Source organism: Flavobacterium limnophilum (assembly GCF_027111315.2).
Classification (GTDB): domain Bacteria; phylum Bacteroidota; class Bacteroidia; order Flavobacteriales; family Flavobacteriaceae; genus Flavobacterium; species Flavobacterium limnophilum.
This window is the reverse complement of record NZ_CP114289.2, coordinates 3560095-3579549: the sequence shown is the minus strand read 5'-3', so window position 1 is coordinate 3579549 and position 19455 is coordinate 3560095. Positions and strand designations below refer to the sequence as shown.

Sequence of the window (19455 nt, the reverse complement as noted above, 5' to 3'; positions counted from 1 at the left end):
ATTTTTAAAATGCTAATAATGAGTGAATTATTTGGTTTTAATTGATAAATGTTTTAAAAACACGAATTCTTGATTCAAATCTTTGGCACGCTACTTGGATATACCCAATCAAACCAATTGGAAAAGCGAAAGCCGAAAAGCTCAAGAGTAGGCAAAACCCAAATTATACATATCATGAGAAAAATTACCCTTTTAGTAGCCAGCATTTTCCTTATGGGAGGTGTTGTAGCCAATGCAGGAGATAGAAACGAAAGAAGATCTGCTGTTGATTTTAGAAATGCCGATCCCATCGTGTTTGTGGAAAGAGGCATTGAGTTTTACATATTCGCCGACGGACAATTTGATTTTAATACACATCCTTCGAATGGGGGCCTGTATTATAGATCAAACAAAAAGAATATTGAAAGACGAACTTACGTGACGCGCGATTACGGCGTGAAAGTGGAACACGACAGTAAAGGAAGAATAAGACGAGTGGGAAACGTGTTCGTAAACTATGATGCCTATGGCAGAATCAAGCGAGCAGGCTCTGTTTATATGAACTACAATCGTTATGCTTTGACACAAGTAGGTGGTTTGCAAATTATTTATAACCATCGTGGTCAAATTGTTGATTTTGTTGGAGCCGTGAATGGAGGCAGAGATTATCAATACACCTCAAATAATAATGATTACAACAATTATGATTATAGTCAACAAAATTCGAATGCCCAAGATGATGTCTATTACAGAACTAATGGTGGAAAACCCAAAGTAACAGGAAGTTTAGATATCAGAATAAACAATTAGGTTAGTTAAAAGTAGTTAGTTAAAATTCCCGTTGATATTCGTATCAGCGGGATTTTTGTTTATCCTCACCCCAACCCTCTCCAAAGGAGAGGGAGTTAGAATCGGATTTTAAATGGTATTACATTGTATAGACATTCATTAAACCATAACCGAACGATGTTCTTTTCGATATTGCGAGGCGCTTTTGCCCGTGAATTCCTGGAACGATTTATTGAAATAGCTAAAATTGTTGAAGCCGCTTTCGAAACAAACTTCGGTAATGCTGATGGGTTTTTCCGCCAATAGCTTGGAAGCGTGTACCAAGCGGTATTCGTTGACAAACCGGGTAAATGTTTTTTGGGTTATTTTTTTGAAATAACGGCAAAAAGAAGGAACCGTCATGCTGACCAATACAGCCACTTCGTCAAGGGGTATTTGTTGCTGGAAATTATCTTTTACATAATTGAAAATCGTGTTTATTTTGTCGTTATCCTGCATTTGCATTTCCATCGAAAATCCTTCGGCATTCAAAACCTTGAATTCGGTGGCCTCTTCCATTTCATTTAGAATAGAGAGCAAAGTGAGCAATCTTTCAAACGGCAACTGATTTTCCATAAGTTCTATTTTGTCTCCCAATCTTTTTTTGGTTGCACCAATAAAGACAAGACCGGCTTTGGCTCGATTGAAGAGATGCTGGATGTTTTTCATTTCTGCAATTCCAAAAAAGGCAGTGCCAAGGAAATCGGGCTTCATCTGTATCACCGTTTCTTTTTTGTTCCCCGTATTTTCATCGGTAAAACCGCAATGGGGCAGGTTGCTTCCTATAAGAATTACGCAGCCACTGGTATAATAAGAAATATGGCTTCCCACTTGGCGTTTGCCGGCACCACCATTTACATAGACCAATTCGATTTCGGGATGGTAATGCCAAAAGTGGGATTTGTTGTTTGAATTTCCGTCATATTGGGTAATAGTGAAGGAACTCCCAAAAGAAGGTTCTATAATTTTTAAGGTGGGTTGAATCTTTTTCATTTAGGTTCTTATTTAGAATCAATACAAAATTAACCTAAAATAACACATAATTATCTTTTTTAACCTTTAACGTTTTCGTAAAAGGTAAAATAGCATACAAATAAGCAAACAGGGTATTCTTGTCCTCTGAATTGCTGCTCTATCTTTGCCTCAATAAACCATTATAAATTAAAAAAACAACGATTATGAAAAAGATTTCAAAATTTGGTTTAATGTTGGGAGTGACATTATTAACTATGAATTTGTATGCTGGTACTGTTGATTTTACAATTGATGTAAAAAAAGAACAAGGAAGGAAGGTAACTTTTGCTTTGAACAAAATGGATAAAGTTGATTTGTCTATTTATGACGCCGAAGGCAAAATGATTCACTCGGAAAAAGTGGATGCTTTAAAGATTATCAATAGAACTTATGATTTGAAAGCCTTGCCGGAAGGAACTTATTTCTTGGAGGCTGAATCTGATATAAAGATTTCTAGATATGAAATTTCGGTTGTTGGGAAAACAGCTACTTTATCCACTAATGCAATTTCAGAATTGTATAAACCTGCTTTTATAAACAAAGGAGGATTGGTGCGAGTAAGTTTTTTAAATATGGATAAATCTCCAGTAAACATTAAAGTTTACGACAAAGCGAACAATGAGGTTTATGATAGTGACGTAATTTTTGATCAAGAAGTGAAAAAGGTTTTCAATATCAACCAAATGAATGATGAACGATGTACTTTTGTAATGACTTACAAAGACAAGACTTATTCAAAAACCTTTGCCAGTAATTAATTTAAGCCATCGGGATTATAAGAACAGCTCTACTTTTGGGCTGTTTTTTTTATTCTATATGTTTCCCAAAATCTTGTCCATAATCCAACTGGTCTGCACGGCAGAAGAATCGGCAGAAGGATGCTGGCTGTTGCCCAAAAGATGTTCACGAATTCGTTCCACGTGGTGCAATTGCACGTTTTCTGGATGTTCTATGAAAAGCTCCGTTTCGCCTTCTTCGTTAGAAAGGATAATTTCGTCATTCTCGAAGATGGAAAAATTGATTTTGCCTTTACTTCCAGCAATTTCCACAATGTCTTCTCGTTTTTGGCTTCCAAAATTCCAGTTTCCATTTCCCGTAACACCGGATTCGTGAATCCAGCAAGCCGTAATGGCATCCTTGGCGGAATACAATCCTTGTTGGTTCAAACTATAACCGGAAACTTCCTTAATGTCTCCCAAAAGAAAGGTGAACAAGTCCAAACCGTGGCTTGCCAAATCATCAAAATATCCTCCCGGAGCGACTTTGGCATCGGTGCGCCAATTGTATGCTCCCGACAAATCTTGTTCAGAAGCTGGTTTGGTCAAATTCCATCGAATGGATCTTACTGTGCCAATTTTATTAGTGTCGAGCCAAGTTTTTATTTGTTCGAAACGTGGTAAAGTTCGTCTGTAATAAGCCGTGAATAAAGAAATATTCTTGGCTTTAAAAGCTTCGTAAATTTCGAGACTTTCTTTGTAGCTTGGCGCCAAAGGTTTTTCGATACAGCAAATTTTGCCAGCCGAAGCTACTTTCAGACCATAAAAATGATGCGTATCAGGTGGAGTGGCAATATAAATGGCATCAATTTCGGGGTCATTGATCAACTCATCCGCATCCGAATAATATTTGCCGATGTTGTGTCTTTTGGCATAATCGGCAGCTTTTTCAGCATCTCTTCGCATTACGGCTTCGATTTTGAAACTTTGGGTTTTTTGGTAGGCTGGACCGCTTTTTACTTCAGTAACATCGCCACATCCCAAGATTCCCCAACGGATTGTTTTTGTATTTTCGGTGTTGTTTGACATTTGAATATCTTTTTTTTGTAAAATTAACAGAATAGCCGATAATAGCCGTGTGGATAAAGGATTAATTTGGGGTAACTGTTGATGAAAATCAATCAACTTTAATATTTCTTGATTTCTTGATGGATTTTGGAGAACGACTGCCGTGAAAAGCCCTCAAAACTTCTATTCTATACGGTGTAATTCTGTAAATGATGAGGTAGGAGCCGAAAATTATATTTCGGTATTTTTTAGTTTTGGTCTCCAGATGACGACATTCTGGATGGAGATAATAATTTGTAGATAAATCTTCTAGTGAAGCGTAAATTTCGGCAATAAAATAGTCAGCTAATTTTAATCCAAAAGTAGCCCTACCATATCATATTCGTGGATTGAAGGAAGATCAATAAAATCAAATGGTTTTGAGGTTACTACTTCACGACGTTCTTTCTCCATTCCTCAAAATGTTTTTTAGATTCTTCTAAAGTATAAAAAACACCTTCCTCGGCCTCTTTTATCAAAGAAGCGAATTTCTTTTGAGACATTGGTTTGCCTGGACTGGCAAGATTGTTGGAATTTTCGTTTTTCGTTTTCATAATTGGAATGCTACTTATACTCAAAAGTATAAAAATATTTCAAATAAATTATTCTTTTAGGGAATATATTGTGATTGAGGGGATTAAGGGTTTTTATTTCGGTCACATCGCCACATCCCAAAATGCCCCAACGGATTGTTTTTGTGTTTTCGATATTGTTTGCCAATTTTATTTTCTGATTTTGTAAATATGGAATATTTTTATCCGAGTCTATTTCAAACCAATAATGTCATCAATTTTAAAAGTATTATTAACTTTTACGATTTGTAATTTTACACAAACAGTTTTGTTGTTAAAAGTGGTGAGATAACTTGCTTTATAGGTATTACCGCTTTTGTCTTTAGTAAATTTAATCGTTTTCAATAATGTTGGTTCAATATCTTGTGCATCTAAAAAAGGATCAGAATCGAACTCTATTAAACCCATTTTTTTTAATAATTTTGAAGTACAGTATTTTTTCTTGATCAATTCAACTTTTTCTTCGTTCACAGGCATTCTATCATTTTCAGTAACATATTCTTTATAGAAGGTTTTTAACATCTCTACAATTTCCTTATCTGAAGAATTGTTTTCTTTTTGTTTTTCTTGTGTGTAAATTGGACTTGAAAAAAGGATTCCAAATAGGAACGTTGCAATATAAATTTTTGTTTTCATTTGTATAAATTTATTTCTCCCCAAAAAACTTTTCTATGACCACAGTCGTAAACATCCTCGCTCCCGCATCATTCATGTGTCCGCAGGAAGAAAAATATTGGTCGCCTTGCACCACGTTTTCCAGATTGTGAATTTCTGGATAAATTTTGTTTGCTTTTACAAAATAATCCAGTCCTTTCACATTGGTACACATTGGTGTCATTACGGCAATTAGATTGTAATTATTCTGCTTGCAAATTTGTTTGATTTCCTCGTAATATTTATTGCGAATGGGTTTCAAAGCCCTGATGTCATTCTTCATATTTCCGGGTTTGTGACCCAAAGGATGATATCCCTGATTGTCCAAAATATTGGTTGGCTTGTCCGTTGCCGTTTGGTACATTTCCCGAAAACCAATAAGCGCGTCAAAATCTACGTAACGGTAAAAAGGAATATAATACAATTCATTAAAGTTCTCCTGACTAGAAAAATGATTCTTGATTACTTCGGAATGATGAATGTAGGGCAGGAATTTTGCAGCGATGGCATCGGATTCTTTTTCGTTGCAAAGACCCAAATCAGCTTCCAGAATCACGGTTTTGATTTTATAGTGGCGTTCTGCCATCAATTTCAACATTAGCGATGCTTCGAATAAATGCGCGCCGCTCATTCCATAATTGAAGGTTTTCAATCCTTTCTTTTCAAATAGTTCGGGTACAAAATGATTGTTGGCTCTCGATGAACCCAAAATCACGATATCGTAATTTCCGGCTTTGGAATTGAAAACCTTTTCCACTTTTCCACGATTGGAAGAATGCAGATAAACGGTCGTGTAAGCCCAGTCCAGCACTACTAAAAGCACCAGAATCGTGAGTAGAATTTTGGCAACTAATGTTGTAAATTTCTTCATTAGAATTGAAAATATATAAATTCTTTATAATCCGCATACGTTCCCAAAGCGATAATCGCCAAGAGGCACAAAGCCATTTTTAGCCAGCTGTATTTACCTGAAATGGGTTCTATTTTATATCGGCTGTTCCATTCCACCAAAACAAAAGCTAGTACCAATAAAAGCAATTCGTAACTGTAACGCTGGTTTTGCAGGAATTGTGATTCGAAAGTTCCGTTATTGAAAATTTTACCAATGTAATCAAAAGCAATATGGATGGTATTTGCCCTGAAAAATATCCAAGCCAAGCATGACAATGCAAAAGTGGCGAGAATGCTGAAGAACACTTTTATGGAGTTGAAATCCCAATGCAATTCGGCCGTTTCCATATTGGTTCGGTTGGTTCCCAACAGCAATGAAGGCAAAAAATACAGGGCATTGATGAATCCCCAAGCCAAGAAAGTCCAATTGGCTCCGTGCCAAAAACCGCTCACCACAAATATGATGAATACGTTGCGCACTTGTTTGAGTTTGCTTCCACGACTTCCGCCAAGAGGAATGTACAAATAATCCCGAAACCAAGACGACAACGAAATGTGCCAACGACGCCAAAACTCGGCAATGTCCCTGGAGAAATAAGGATAATTGAAATTGCGCAACAAGTCTAATCCAAACAATTTAGACATCCCCAAAGCCATATCTGAATAACCTGAAAAGTCGCCATAAATTTGGAATGCAAAATAGACCGCGCCCAAAATCAAGGACAAAGAATTCATCGAAGTATAATTGTCAAAAATGGCGTTGGCATAAGTGGCGCAAGTATCGGCAATGACCACTTTTTTGACCAATCCCCAAATAATTTGGTAAACGCCTTCTTTGGCTTTTTGGAAATCGAAGCTTCTTTTTAGTTTTACTTGTGGTAATAAATGCGTGGCTCTTTCGATAGGACCAGCCACCAAAAGCGGAAAATAACTCACGAAAAGCGCATAGTCAATAACGTCTTTTTCGGACTGTATTCTTTTGTAATAAATGTCAATCACATAGGACAAGCCGTGAAAAGTATAGAAAGAAATTCCAACCGGAAGAATCACGTCAAGCAAAAGCGGACTCGAATGGATGCCAATATTATTTAAAGCTTCCGAAAAGGAAAAGGCAAAAAAGTTGTAGTATTTGAAAATGGCCAAGAAACCAAGGTTGAAAATGATGCTCAACCAAAACCAAAATTTACGTTCCCGTTCTGCAATACTTTTTTCTATTTGGATTCCCGTCAAATAGCACAGAAGGGTTGAAAAAAGCAATAAAAACAAGAAACGCCAATCCCAACAGGAATAGAAATAATAACTCACCACAACTAAAAATGCATTTTGTACAGTTTTGGTTTTACTAAAAACAAACCAATAGAGCAAGAAAACTATCGGCAGGAAAACAGCAAAGGTCAGTGAGTTAAAAAACATATTTTAGTTGTATAATGAAAACAAAAACCATCAAAATTGCTCTTGATGGTTTTTTATAATTTATTTTCTATTTAAAATTATCCCAACAAATCCAATACCACAGAAGGGAACAACCCCAAAACGATATTCAAAAGAATGGCAACAATACCTACCGCATAAAACACAAAAGGCGTTTTTGCGACTGCTTCATTTGGCTCTTTGTTGTACATTGCCAAAATCAATTTGAAATAGTAACCCACACTGATGATGGAGTTGATAACTGCTGCAATTACAACCACCAAATAACCTGCTTGGATGGTTTGGCTAAACAAAACCATTTTGGCAAAAAATCCGGCAAAGATTGGAATTCCGGCCATCGAAAGCAAAGAAGCCGTAAGAACTGCTGCCATCAATGGATTGTTTTTCCCCAATCCGTTAAAGTTGGTAATATCTTCGTTGTCCTTGTTTTTACACACATATAAAATCACGGCAAATGCAGCAATTCCCGTTAAAGAATAAGCCGACGCATAATACAATAAACTCCCTGCCGATGTGCTGATGCTCAACAAAGCCATCAACATGAAACCGGCGTGAGAAATCCCGGAGAATGCCAACATACGCTTCACATTGGTTTGTTTCAACGCCATTATATTTCCAACGGTCATCGAAGCGATCGATACTATGATGATGATATTGATAAATGCATTCGAAAGGTCGGCATTCATGGCAGTCAATAATTTGTATAGCGTTGCCACGGCAACCACTTTTACCAAAGTGCTCATTGTTGCTGTCACTAAAGCTGGTGAACCTTCATAAACGTCCGGTGCCCAAAAGTGAAAAGGAACGGCAGCAATTTTGAAAAGCATACCAATGGTAACCAATGAAATTCCTATCGGGAACCAAATAGGCAATTCGGCGGAGCGTGACCAATCATTAATTTCTGCAATATCAAAAGTTCCCATGGCACCGTAAATCAAGCAAATTCCAAATAATATAATTCCCGAGGCAAAAGAACCCATCAGGAAGTATTTCATTCCGGCTTCGTTGCTTTTCACGTTCAATCTGTTGCTCGCGGCAAGAATATAAAGAGAAATGGACAAGATTTCAATTCCAAGAAAGAACATCGCCAAGTTCCCGAAAGAAACCATGGCAACCGCTCCAGCCAACATAAATATTTTGATGGCAATGAAATCGGAAATTTTTGTTTGATGATCTTCGTAGAAATCGTGGGCCATCGCGACCAAGAAAATGGTTAGAACAATAAACAATGCCGAAAATGAAGCCGAGAATTTGCTCACCACAATCATGTTGTTGTAGTAACTCGCTGGAGCATTGTATTCTGCAAAGGTTAATCCAAGGACTGCCAATAATCCAATGATTGTTATTGGAATGATGGCTTTTCTAAAATTTAAAATTTCAAATAAAAGGCATAAAACACCTAATCCCGTTATAGCTATTAATGTATTCATTTTTTATTTGACTTAGTTAAATCTGTTTACTTGAGTTAAAATATTTTGTAGACTTGGCGTAATCAAGTCGATAATTGGTTTTGGATACAATCCAAAGAAGAACAAAACAACGATGATGATTACCAAGGTCAAACCTTCGTTGAAAGTTACGTCTGCAAATAATTTGGTGTTGGTTTCGCCCAACATCACGTGTTGAAACATTTTCAACATATAATAAGCACCCAAAATTATGGTTGTTCCACCCAAAATGGCAAACCAAATATTTACTTGAGAAAGACTATACAAAACCGTAAATTCTCCCACAAAGTTGAATGTCGAAGGCAAGGCAACGGAAGCCAAAACCAAGATCATAAACATAGAAGTGAATTTTGGCGATTGAGCGCGAATACCGCCCATTTCTGAAATAGCTTTAGTTTCGTATCTTCTGAAAATGATTTCAGCCACAAAGAATAAACCGACAACGACAAATCCGTGTGCTATCATTTGTAAAACTGCACCACGCAATCCATCAAGCGTTAAGGTATAAGCACCAGCTGCTATTAATCCGACGTGAGCCAAAGAAGAATAAGCCAATAATTTTTTCAAATCTTTTTGTCTCAATGCTACTATTGAACCATAAATTACGCCTGCAATTCCAAGTCCAATAAATACGTACATAAATTCTTTTGCCGCCAATGGAGCGATAGGCAATTGCCAACGAATAACGCTATACAATCCCATTTTCAACATAATTCCGGAAAGCAACATTGTTCCAACGGTTGGCGCTTTTTGGTACACTTCTGCCTGCCAAGTATGAAATGGAATCAATGGAATCTTGATGGCATACGCCAAGAAGAAAGCCAAGAATATCCAGAATTGTTCTGTTGACGATAATTCAAGTTGAGTCAAATCGCTGATTAAAAAACTTCCTGCTTTTTGGTGCAAATAAATAAAGGCAACCAGCATAAACAAGGAACCAGCAAGTGTGTAAATAAAGAATTTAACCACTGCTTTTTTGCGTTCTTCGGCATCGCCATTACCCCAAATCAAGGCGATGAAGTAAATAGGAATCAAGGATAATTCCCAGAAAATATAATATAAAAGTCCGTCGGAGGCAAGGAAGGTTCCTGCCATCGCAAAGGTCATAAACAAGATTAATGCATAGAATGCTTTCGAATTTTTATAGGTATTCCCAAAAGAGGAAAAGATGATGATTGGTGTCAAAGCGGTTGTCAGCAAAAGCATCGCCAAGGCAAGTCCATCTGCCTGTAAAGCAAAATAGATTTTTGGTTGCGCTATCCAAAGGGTTGCATAATTTATTTCGTTTCCTAAATTGTATTGGCTCAGCAAACAAATGGAACCTGCAAAAGCGGCCAATCCAAAAAGCAAGGCTACTTTTGGAGCCCATTTATCGCCCGAAAAATAAGTAGCCAATGCGCCAACAAGAAGAATAATTAATAGTGTAGTTACATCCATTATGTAAAAATTATTGTAAAAATAAATAAGTTATTATGGCAATAACGCCTAAAACAAAAGCGAAAAGGTACAGACCAACACTGCCGTTGTGTACTTTTTTTCCTTGCAAAGCGATTTCGTTGGTCACTTTTCCTAATCCAAAAACCAGTGCCGACAATGTGGTTTCCACAGCATCCCTGAAGAAACTGGAAAGTACATTTATCGGTTTTACGAAAATAGCATCGTAAGCCTCGTCAACATAATATTTGTTGTATAAAACTTTTGAAACACCTGTTATTTCAGCATCTTCACTTGGAATGGTATTGTCTTTCAAGTATTTTTTGTAGGCAATCCCAATTCCGATAATGGCACCAATTGTGGCAATCGCCATCAGCATATATTCGGTAGATCCCAAGGTGTGTGCTTCGTGAGACACTTTCGAAAATAATGGAGACAAATATTCGTTCAACCAACTGTGTCCTGGCAAACTGATGATTCCACCAAAGAATGACAAAATCGCCAATACGATTAATGGCAAAGTGATCAAACCTGGACTTTCGTGTAAATGATGTTTTTGTTCTTCGGTTCCTCTAAAAGAATTGAAGAAGGTCAAATAAATCAATCTAAACATATAGAAAGCCGTCATTATCGAAGCTATTGAACCAATTACCCATAAGGCTTTGTTTTCGTGAAAAGCTGTCATCAAGATTTCGTCTTTCGACCAAAATCCAGCCAACGGGAATATACCAGAGATTGCCAATGAAGCTATCAACATTGTTATGAAAGTGATAGGCATTGCTTTTTTCAAACCACCCATTTTGCGCATATCTTGTTCACCGTGCAAACCGTGAATTACCGAACCGGAACCCAAGAACAAACAAGCTTTGAAGAAAGCGTGCGTGATTACGTGGAAAACGGCCACTTCATAAGCACCCAATCCTAAAGCCAAAAACATTAATCCCAATTGAGAAACTGTAGAATAGGCCAATACTTTCTTGATGTCATTTTGAACCAAGGCAATCGTGGCGGCAACCAAAGCGGTAACTGCACCAACAATGGCAATTATATTTTGAATGCTTGGAGCCATATCAAACAGGAAATTCATTCTAGTTATCATAAAGATACCTGCAGTAACCATTGTTGCAGCGTGAATCAATGCCGAAACAGGCGTTGGTCCCGCCATCGCATCAGGTAACCAAGTATATAATGGGATTTGAGCTGATTTTCCACAAGCACCTATGAATAAGCAAAATGCAGCAATAGGAACTAATATTGGAGTTCTAACTGCTGATCCAAATTGTAACATTGCATTCATTTGTCCATACTCAAGCGAACCACAATATGATAATAATAGAAAAATCCCGATTAGAAACCCTAAATCTCCAATTCTATTCATAATGAAAGCTTTTTTGGCAGCATCATTAAAGTCTTGGTTTTTGTACCAAAATCCAATCAACAAATAGGAGCAAAGACCAACGCCTTCCCAACCAATGAACATCATCAGCAAGTTGCTTCCAATAACCAACGTAATCATAAAGAAAATAAACAGGTTTAAGTAAGCAAAAAACGAATGCATTTTTTCGTCATCGTGCATATAACTGATAGAGTACAAGTGAATCAGCGAACCGATTCCTGTTACGAACAACAACCAAATCAATGACAATTGGTCAATGAGAAAACCAAAACTCACGTCGAATCTTTCTATAGAAATCCAATCGAATAAATTAATGACAACAGGTTCTTGAGTTGCATTTCCGAACAAGTATAAAGTTATCGCAAAAGAAACTGCAACAGAAAGTGTTCCCACAATTCCTACGATGCTTTTGCCTGCTTTTTTGCCCAGGAAAACATTAAATAAAAATCCTAAAAAAGGAGCTAACAGTAAGACTAAAACTAAATTTGTATCCATTGAAGATTATCCTTTTAAATTTTTTAAATTCCCAACATCAATTGTGTCCATATTCCTGAATATTGAAACTAAAATAGCCAATCCTACCGCCACTTCTGCAGCAGCAACAGCCATGGAGAAAAACACGAAAACCTGTCCTTGCGCATCTTGATGATAGGTTGAAAAAGCCACGAACAAAAGATTGACCGCATTCAACATGATTTCAATTGACATAAACACGATGATGGCATTTCGTCTGTACAACACTCCAAAAACGCCAATACAAAAAAGTATTACGCTCAGAAATATATAATTTTCGATACCAACTTGATTCAAAATATTGCTCATATTATTTCTTTGTTTTTTCTTTTTTAGACAATAAAACCGCTCCAATCATCGCCACCAAAAGCAATATGGAAGCAAATTCGAAAGGCACCATATACTCGTTCAACAGCACTTTGCCCAATACTTTTATGGATTGGTAATCTTCGCCGGTTGTGGTGTATTCCCCAACAATTGGTTTCGAGTTGATGAAAATGGCTATCAAAACCAGACACATCAAACAGAAGGTAACAATAGCTCCTAAACGTGTAATTCTGGGCTTATACACTTCGTTTTCTTTGTTGAGATTCATCAACATTATCGTGAAGACGATCAAGATCATGATGGCTCCTATGTAAACAATCAAGTTTACCATCGCCAAAAATTGGGCATTTAATATCAAATAATGTCCAGTTATCGAAGTGAAGCATATCAATAAATAGATGGCGCTGTGCATTGGTTTTCTACTGTAAATCGTCATAAATGCAGAAGCCAATGTGATAACAGAGAGTACGCAAAACAAGATTTGAATTGCGGTTGCATTTGCTATATTGGGAATGTGTATCATTTAGTAGGCGTTTTTAAGTTGAGTATTTTTTATTGCAACGTCCAAAGGCATTACCAATTTATCTTTACCAAAAATAAAATCTTCCCTATCGTAACTTGCTGGAACCAATTCTTTGGAAATCGTCAAATAGATGGCGTCTTTCGGGCAGGCTTCCTCGCACAATCCACAAAAGATGCAACGCAACATGTTGATTTCGTATATCTCGGCATATTTCTCTTCGCGATACAAATGTTTTTCGTCGGCTTTACGCTCTGCGGCCTTCATCGTGATGGCTTCTGCAGGACATGACAAAGCACATAACCCGCAAGCTGTACAGTTTTCGCGACCTTGTTCGTCTCGTTTCAACATGTGTTGACCACGATAAACAGCACTTCTTTCACGTGTTTGTTCGGGATATTGAATAGTGGCTTTTTTTCTGAATAAATGCTTGATGGTAATCCATAAGCCTTTGAAAATGGCTATTAGATACATTCGTTCGAGAAAAGTCATCTCCTTGTTGGAGACCACCTTTTTTCTTCCGGAAAGTGATATTTCTTGTATTGACATTTTTATTTTTTTTTGAAGCTTAATCCTAGTGTTCGTTTCTCCCGAAAAAAAATCTAGATTTATACCTTTCGGGGTAGGGCATTTCGGTGCTAATTATTTTTTATAACCTATTTTAATTCTTTCAATTTTATTTTCGTTTTTATCCATCATTTCATCCAGATAACTAAAGAGTAATTCTACATTCTTGTCGTTGTTATCTAATCTTCTTTTGATTTCTTCAATATCAATTTTTGAACTCAAATTATTGGATAGAAATTCTCTCATATTGACAAAAATCTCAATAATTTTTATACTAATTTGAGTTGCTTTCTCGCTTTTTACAACATTTGATAATTGTAAAATTCCGTGTTCTGTGAAGACATACGGCAACGAACCTCCCAAAGCTTGTTTAGAGGGTATCGCATTTTGCGATATCATAATTTGTGTTTCAACTTCATTTAATCTGAACATAAAATGTTCAGGGAATTTATCCAGATTTCTAGATACTTGTTCTCTTAATCTATACGGTTTTACATCAAAAAGAATTGCTAAGTCTCTGTCTAGCATTACTTTTGTATTCCTTATCAAATAAATTTTATTTTCAATTATTTCATTTGGGATGATAATGCCGTCCATATAATGATTTTGTTTATAAGGTATCGCATTTTGCGATACCTTTAGTTTTTATTTATATAAAAACATTTAATCTACTTGTGTCCAGTTAATTACGGTAATTAAAATCCTAAATATGCTGCTATTTCTGTTCTTAAAATCACAATTCCAGTAATCATGATATTGAAAATTGACAATGGAATCAATATTCTCCACCCCAAATGCATCAATTGATCGTATCTAAATCTTGGAATAGTCCAGCGAACCCACATGTAAAAGAATATAAATCCACATAATTTGATAAACAAGGCTGTAATTCCTAAAACATTGGCAATGTTCACACCCCAATTTTCGATTGCCCAGCTCATTCCTGGATAATTATATCCTCCGAAGAACAATACTGCCAAAATGGTTGACGAAATAAACATGTTGGCATATTCGGCAAATAAATAGAAACCCATTTTCATGGATGAATATTCGGTATGGTAACCACCAATTAATTCGGTTTCGCATTCCGCCAAGTCAAAAGGAGTTCTATTGGTTTCAGCAAAAGCACAAATCAAGAATATTAAAAAGGATAAAGGCTGGTAAAAAACATTCCAGTTCATTCCAGATTGCTGAGCCGAGATTTCTTTTAAACTCAATGTACCGGTCATCATTGTTAATGCAATAATCGATAATCCCATGGCTACTTCATAAGAAACCATTTGAGAGGCGGCACGAATGGCACCCATCAACGAGAATTTATTGTTGGAAGCCCATCCACCAATCATGATTCCGTAAACACCAACCGAAACAATTCCAAAAACGTATAAAATACCAACATTGATATCGGTAGCTTGCAGTAAAATGTCTCTTCCAAAAAGATGGAATCTATCGCCCCAAGGAATAACGGCGCTGGTCATCAAAGCTGTGGCCATGGCAATTCCTGGGCCTACAACAAACAAAAATTTATTGGGAGTATTGGGTGTAAATTCTTCTTTTGAAAATAATTTTAATCCATCGGCAAGCGGTTGAAACAATCCTCCCCATCCAGCACGATTAGGGCCAACCCTGTCTTGAAGAAATGCGGCCACTTTTCTTTCAGCCCAAGTGGAATACATTGCCATTATCATCGTAAAGGCAAACACCACAAGGATTACAACACTTTTTTCTATAATAAATGTACTATCCATTTTTTTTAGAATTTACTGGTTCGCCATCTATTTTTTCGTTGTAATCAATCTCGGCCATACTTATTTTTTTTCTGTCTTGCTCTCTTCCTAAAAGAATAGTCTCTTCGGTTTCAATCACCACTTTTTCTAATTTTCCGAAATGCTTGTTTTGATTGATGACAGAATCTTTTTCAAAGGCTCTTGGGCCTTCAATAACCCAGTCATTGACGTCTTTATGGTCAAAACGACAGCTGTTGCAAATGAATTCGTCCACTTCGTGGAATTCGTCTTTTCTGCCGGTAACTCTTTGGATTTCGTCGCCAAACATCCAAACCGTGGTTTTTCCGGAACAAGTAGGACAATCTCTATGAGCGTCATAAGGTTTGTTGAACCAAACTCTTGATTTAAATCGGAATGTCTTGTCGGTCAAAGCTCCAACTGGACAAACGTCAATCATGTTTCCTGAAAATTCATTGTCGATGGCGTGTGAAATACATGTCGAAATATTCGAATGATCTCCCCTGTCCATCACTCCGTGAACGCGGTTGTCTGTGATTTGGTCAGCAACCATCACACATCGGTAGCAAAGAATGCAACGGTTCATGTGCAATTGAATATTTGGGCCAATATCTTCTGGTTCGAAAGTTCTTTTTTCTTCGATATAACGACTTTCTGATTTTCCGTGTTCGAAACTTAAATTCTGCAAATCGCATTCTCCAGCTTGGTCACATACCGGACAATCCAAAGGGTGATTAATCAACAAGAATTCCGTAACGGCTTTTCTTGTTTCTTGCACTCTTGGTGAAGATTTGCTGTTCACTTCCATTCCATCTTGGCAACCCGTTACACAAGAGGCCATTAATTTTGGCATTGGTCTTGGGTCGGCTTCACTTCCTTTGGCTACTTCAACCAAGCAAGCACGACATTTTCCACCGCTTCCTTTTAGTTTAGAATGGTAGCACATGGCTGGTGGAACTACTTCTCCTCCAATCATTCTGGCTGCTTGCAGGATAGTTGTTCCTGGCTCTACCTCAATCGCTTGACCGTCTATGGTTACTTTCATTGTAGTAAATCTTGTCTTTATACTGTTAATTTAGAAACTAAATGCTTTACACTTTCAAAAGGCTCTGCAACAAAATGGTCTCTGTTTTTTATTTTTTCCGGGAAACGGATATGGTATTCAAATTCTTCTCTAAAGTGACGAATCGCTGCTGCCACTGGCCAAGCTGCTGCATCACCTAGTGGACAAATCGTGTTTCCTTCAATTTTGCTTTGAATGCTCAAAAGCAAATCGATGTCTTCTTCACGACCGTGACCGTTTTCAATTCTGTGCAATACTTTTTCCATCCAACCGGTTCCTTCACGGCAAGGCGAACATTGTCCGCAAGATTCGTGATGGTAAAAACGAGAAAAATTCCAAGTATTTCGAACGATGCAAGAAGTGTCGTTGTAAACAATAAATCCTCCTGAACCTAACATAGAACCTGTTGCAAAACCACCGTCGCTCAAACTTTCGTAAGACATTAGTCGGTCGTCTCCATTGGCTGTTTTGTAAATTAAATGCGCTGGTAAAACAGGAACGGATGATCCTCCGGGAACAAAAGCTTTCAAAGGTCTGTCAGAACTCATTCCGCCCAAATATTCATCGGAATTCATGAATTCATAAACACTTAATCCCAATTCGATTTCATAAACACCAGGGTTTTTAATGTGACCTGAAGCTGAAATTAATTTTGTTCCAGTAGATCTTCCGATACCGATTTTCGCATAATCGGCACCTGAATTGTTCACAATCCAAGGCACTGCTGCAATTGTTTCGACATTATTCACCACCGTTGGATTTGCCCAAAGTCCCGATACTGCCGGGAAAGGTGGCTTGATACGAGGATTTCCTCTTTTACCTTCCAATGATTCAATTAATGCGGTTTCTTCTCCACAGATGTAAGCTCCGCCGCCAATTTGAACATAAAGTTCTAAATCGTATCCTGAACCTAATATATTTTTCCCTAACCAACCCGCAGCTTTTGCTTCGGCAATCGCTCTTTCCAATATTTTATAAATCCACATATATTCTCCACGAATATAAATGTAGGATAGGTTGGCGCCCAAAGCATAACTGGAAGTGATCATTCCTTCAATCAATAAATGCGGAATAAATTCCATCAAATAACGGTCTTTGAAAGTTCCCGGTTCCGATTCATCGGCGTTGCAAACTAAGTGTCTTGGTTTTCCTGATTTTTTGTCAATAAAACTCCATTTCATTCCTGCCGGAAAACCTGCACCACCACGACCTCTTAATCCAGAAGTTTTTACTTCTTCAACAACTTCATCAGGAGTCAATGTTTTCAAGGCTTTTTCCACAGAAGCATAACCACCGTTTTGACGATAGACTTCGTAGGTCTTAATCCCTGGAATATTTACTTTGTCTAATAATATTTTTTGTGACATATTATTTATCGTGTAACGTGATTTTATTATCTCTACAATCAGCAATAATCTGATCTACTTTTTCTTTGGTCAAGTGTTCTTTGTAAAAATCACCCAATTGCATCATTGGAGCATAACCACAAGCACCCAAACATTCCACTCCTCTAACTTCAAAAAGTCCATCAGCAGTAGTTTCGCCTACTTTAACACCTAATTTTTCACAGGTATAATCCATTAAATCTTCAACTCCATTCAAACAACAAGGTGAAGTTTGACAAAATTCGAACATATATTTTCCAATAGGTCGTTGGTTGAACATCGTGTAAAAAGAAACCACTTCATAAACCTCAATCGGTTTGATTTGAAGAATTTCGGCCACTTTGTTCATCAATTCAAAACTCAACCAGTTGTCGTGAGCATCTTGAACTTCGTGCAAAACGGGCAATAATGCTGATTTTTGCTTTCCTTCCGGGTAATGACTGATTAATTCATTGATGCGGTTCATCAATGCTTCGGTCATGTTTATTTCTTGTTTGTAATGTGTTCTTTCCATTTTTATAATTTTTGCCACAAAGGCGCAAAGTCACAAAGTTTTTTTTAAATCTGAAATCAAAAATTGTTATTCTTCAATCTGAAATCTCTATGCGTCTAATTCTCCGGCAATAACATTTAAACTTGACAAAATAACAATCGCATCTGAAAGCATTGCGCCTTTTATCATTTCGGGATAAGCTTGGTAATAAATAAAACAAGGTCTGCGGAAGTGCAGCCTGTAAGGAGTTCTACTTCCGTCGGTTACCAAGTAAAATCCTAATTCTCCGTTTCCGCCTTCAACAGCGTGATAGATTTCGGCAACTGGAACAGGAATTTCTCCCATTACAATCTTGAAATGGTAAATCAAGGATTCCATATCAGTGTAAACATCTTCTTTTGGAGGTAAATAATATTCGGGAACATCGGCATGGAAAACATTTCCTTCCGGCATTTTGTCCAATGCTTGACGAATGATGCTCAAACTTTCCCAAACTTCGGCATTACGAACACAAAAACGGTCGTAAGTATCGCCAGATTTTCCAACAGGAACTATGAAATCGAAATCTTCGTAAGAGGAATAAGGATGTGCCACACGAACGTCATAATCAACTCCGGCAGCACGTAAATTTGGACCTGTAAATCCGTAAGCCATCGCCATTTCGGCAGATATTGGGCCAACATTTACAGTTCTGTCTATAAAAATTCTGTTTCTTTCGAACAAGTTTTCGAATTCTTTCCAAGCAACCGGGAAATCTTTCAAAAATACTTCCAGTAATTCAAAGGCTTTTGGAGACCAATCTCTTTCGAAACCGCCTATTCTTCCCATATTGGTAGTCAAACGAGCTCCACAAATTTCTTCGTAGATTTCGTAAACTTTCTCTCTAAATTGAAAAACGTACAAGAAACCAGTATAAGCACCCGTATCTACACCAAGGATTGAATTACAAATTAAGTGGTCTGTAATTCTGGCCAATTCCATCACGATAACTCTTAAATATTGAACTCTTTTGGGAACTTCAATATCCAATAATTTTTCCAAAGTCATCCACCATCCCATATTATTGATAGGCGACGAACAATAGTTCATTCGGTCTGTAAGTGGCGTGATTTGGTAAAAAGGACGGTTTTCGGCAATTTTTTCGAAAGCCCTGTGAATGTAGCCGACTGTAGGTTCCGCTTCAAGGATTTTTTCTCCATCCATCAGCAAGACATTTTGGAAAATACCATGTGTGGCTGGATGCGTAGGGCCTAAATTCAGAATCGAAAGTTCGCTTCCGTCTTCGTTCAGCTTGTTTTTTATAATTTCAGCATAGCGATGCTCTGGTGGTAATAATAGTTCTGACATTTATGGAATGTGAAAAAATTATATT

At 37.3% G+C, this 19455-nt stretch carries 20 protein-coding genes and 1 pseudogene; 2 read left to right on the top strand and 19 right to left on the bottom strand.

What is annotated here, in order from left to right; translation table 11 throughout:
• Positions 1 to 174: 174 nt before the first annotated feature.
• Complete coding sequence (locus OZP13_RS14850) at positions 175 to 789, top strand: hypothetical protein (protein WP_281297674.1); 615 nt, start codon at positions 175 to 177, stop codon at positions 787 to 789.
• A gap of 138 nt (positions 790 to 927) precedes the next feature.
• Here OZP13_RS14850 and OZP13_RS14845 read toward each other — a convergent pair whose 3' ends face one another.
• On the bottom strand, positions 928 to 1800 hold the full coding sequence (locus tag OZP13_RS14845; RefSeq protein ID WP_269240893.1) for an AraC family transcriptional regulator: 873 nt from the start codon (positions 1798 to 1800) through the stop codon (positions 928 to 930).
• 185 nt (positions 1801 to 1985) lie between these two features.
• Here OZP13_RS14845 and OZP13_RS14840 point away from each other — a divergent pair, with 185 nt between their 5' ends.
• A complete protein-coding gene (locus OZP13_RS14840) occupies positions 1986 to 2579 on the top strand; it encodes a T9SS type A sorting domain-containing protein (protein ID WP_269240892.1) in 594 nt (197 codons plus the stop codon).
• 54 nt (positions 2580 to 2633) lie between these two features.
• Here the strand turns inward: OZP13_RS14840 and OZP13_RS14835 are convergent, their stop codons facing one another.
• The 18 genes and pseudogenes from OZP13_RS14835 to OZP13_RS14755 form a co-directional block, all read right to left on the bottom strand.
• Positions 2634 to 3626, bottom strand: coding sequence for a Gfo/Idh/MocA family protein (locus tag OZP13_RS14835; protein WP_281297673.1), 993 nt, complete (start codon positions 3624 to 3626; stop codon positions 2634 to 2636).
• Positions 3627 to 3714: 88 nt separating this feature from the next.
• Positions 3715 to 3954 (bottom strand): annotated as a pseudogene (locus tag OZP13_RS18765) (type II toxin-antitoxin system RelE/ParE family toxin); the annotation flags it as partial.
• 79 nt (positions 3955 to 4033) lie between these two features.
• Positions 4034 to 4198, bottom strand: a complete 165-nt coding sequence (locus OZP13_RS14830) for a hypothetical protein (protein WP_269240890.1) — start codon at positions 4196 to 4198, stop codon at positions 4034 to 4036.
• A 210-nt stretch (positions 4199 to 4408) separates the two neighbouring features.
• On the bottom strand, positions 4409 to 4852 hold the full coding sequence (locus OZP13_RS14825) for a YqhG/Tai3 family protein (RefSeq protein ID WP_281297672.1): 444 nt from the start codon (positions 4850 to 4852) through the stop codon (positions 4409 to 4411).
• Positions 4853 to 4862: 10 nt separating this feature from the next.
• Positions 4863 to 5741, bottom strand: coding sequence for a hypothetical protein (locus tag OZP13_RS14820; RefSeq protein WP_281297671.1), 879 nt, complete (start codon positions 5739 to 5741; stop codon positions 4863 to 4865).
• The gene (locus tag OZP13_RS14815) at positions 5741 to 7174 is read right to left on the bottom strand and encodes an MBOAT family O-acyltransferase (RefSeq protein WP_281297670.1); all 1434 of its coding nucleotides are present in this window, start codon (positions 7172 to 7174) and stop codon (positions 5741 to 5743) included. The genes OZP13_RS14820 and OZP13_RS14815 overlap by 1 nt, the downstream gene beginning before the upstream one ends.
• Before the next feature lie 77 nt (positions 7175 to 7251).
• Positions 7252 to 8622, bottom strand: a complete 1371-nt coding sequence (locus OZP13_RS14810) for an NADH-quinone oxidoreductase subunit N (RefSeq protein ID WP_281297669.1) — start codon at positions 8620 to 8622, stop codon at positions 7252 to 7254.
• A 12-nt stretch (positions 8623 to 8634) separates the two neighbouring features.
• On the bottom strand, positions 8635 to 10077 hold the full coding sequence (locus OZP13_RS14805) for a complex I subunit 4 family protein (protein ID WP_269240888.1): 1443 nt from the start codon (positions 10075 to 10077) through the stop codon (positions 8635 to 8637).
• A gap of 10 nt (positions 10078 to 10087) precedes the next feature.
• On the bottom strand, positions 10088 to 11965 hold the full coding sequence (gene nuoL / locus OZP13_RS14800) for an NADH-quinone oxidoreductase subunit L (protein WP_281297668.1): 1878 nt from the start codon (positions 11963 to 11965) through the stop codon (positions 10088 to 10090).
• Positions 11966 to 11971: 6 nt separating this feature from the next.
• Complete coding sequence (gene nuoK / locus OZP13_RS14795) at positions 11972 to 12292, bottom strand: NADH-quinone oxidoreductase subunit NuoK (protein WP_281297667.1); 321 nt, start codon at positions 12290 to 12292, stop codon at positions 11972 to 11974.
• A 1-nt stretch (position 12293) separates the two neighbouring features.
• Complete coding sequence (locus tag OZP13_RS14790; RefSeq protein ID WP_269240885.1) at positions 12294 to 12833, bottom strand: NADH-quinone oxidoreductase subunit J family protein; 540 nt, start codon at positions 12831 to 12833, stop codon at positions 12294 to 12296.
• Entirely contained in the window at positions 12834 to 13379 is a 546-nt protein-coding gene (locus tag OZP13_RS14785) for a NuoI/complex I 23 kDa subunit family protein (RefSeq protein ID WP_281297666.1), read from the bottom strand.
• Positions 13380 to 13472: 93 nt separating this feature from the next.
• The gene (locus OZP13_RS14780) at positions 13473 to 13994 is read right to left on the bottom strand and encodes an ORF6N domain-containing protein (protein ID WP_269240884.1); all 522 of its coding nucleotides are present in this window, start codon (positions 13992 to 13994) and stop codon (positions 13473 to 13475) included.
• Between the two features lie 98 nt (positions 13995 to 14092).
• The gene (gene nuoH, locus OZP13_RS14775; protein ID WP_281297665.1) at positions 14093 to 15145 is read right to left on the bottom strand and encodes an NADH-quinone oxidoreductase subunit NuoH; all 1053 of its coding nucleotides are present in this window, start codon (positions 15143 to 15145) and stop codon (positions 14093 to 14095) included.
• The gene (locus tag OZP13_RS14770) at positions 15138 to 16187 is read right to left on the bottom strand and encodes an NADH-quinone oxidoreductase subunit G (protein ID WP_281297664.1); all 1050 of its coding nucleotides are present in this window, start codon (positions 16185 to 16187) and stop codon (positions 15138 to 15140) included. Before OZP13_RS14770 ends, nuoH begins: the two co-directional genes overlap by 8 nt.
• A 17-nt stretch (positions 16188 to 16204) precedes the next feature.
• Positions 16205 to 17572: an NADH-quinone oxidoreductase subunit NuoF gene (nuoF, locus tag OZP13_RS14765; RefSeq protein WP_281297663.1), complete on the bottom strand. Its 1368-nt coding sequence runs from the start codon at positions 17570 to 17572 to the stop codon at positions 16205 to 16207.
• 1 nt (position 17573) lies between these two features.
• Positions 17574 to 18104 carry a complex I 24 kDa subunit family protein gene (locus tag OZP13_RS14760; RefSeq protein WP_281297662.1) on the bottom strand — a complete coding sequence of 177 codons (531 nt, stop codon included), beginning with the start codon at positions 18102 to 18104 and terminating at the stop codon, positions 17574 to 17576.
• A gap of 87 nt (positions 18105 to 18191) precedes the next feature.
• Positions 18192 to 19430: an NADH-quinone oxidoreductase subunit D gene (locus OZP13_RS14755; protein ID WP_281297661.1), complete on the bottom strand. Its 1239-nt coding sequence runs from the start codon at positions 19428 to 19430 to the stop codon at positions 18192 to 18194.
• Positions 19431 to 19455: the final 25 nt, after the last annotated feature.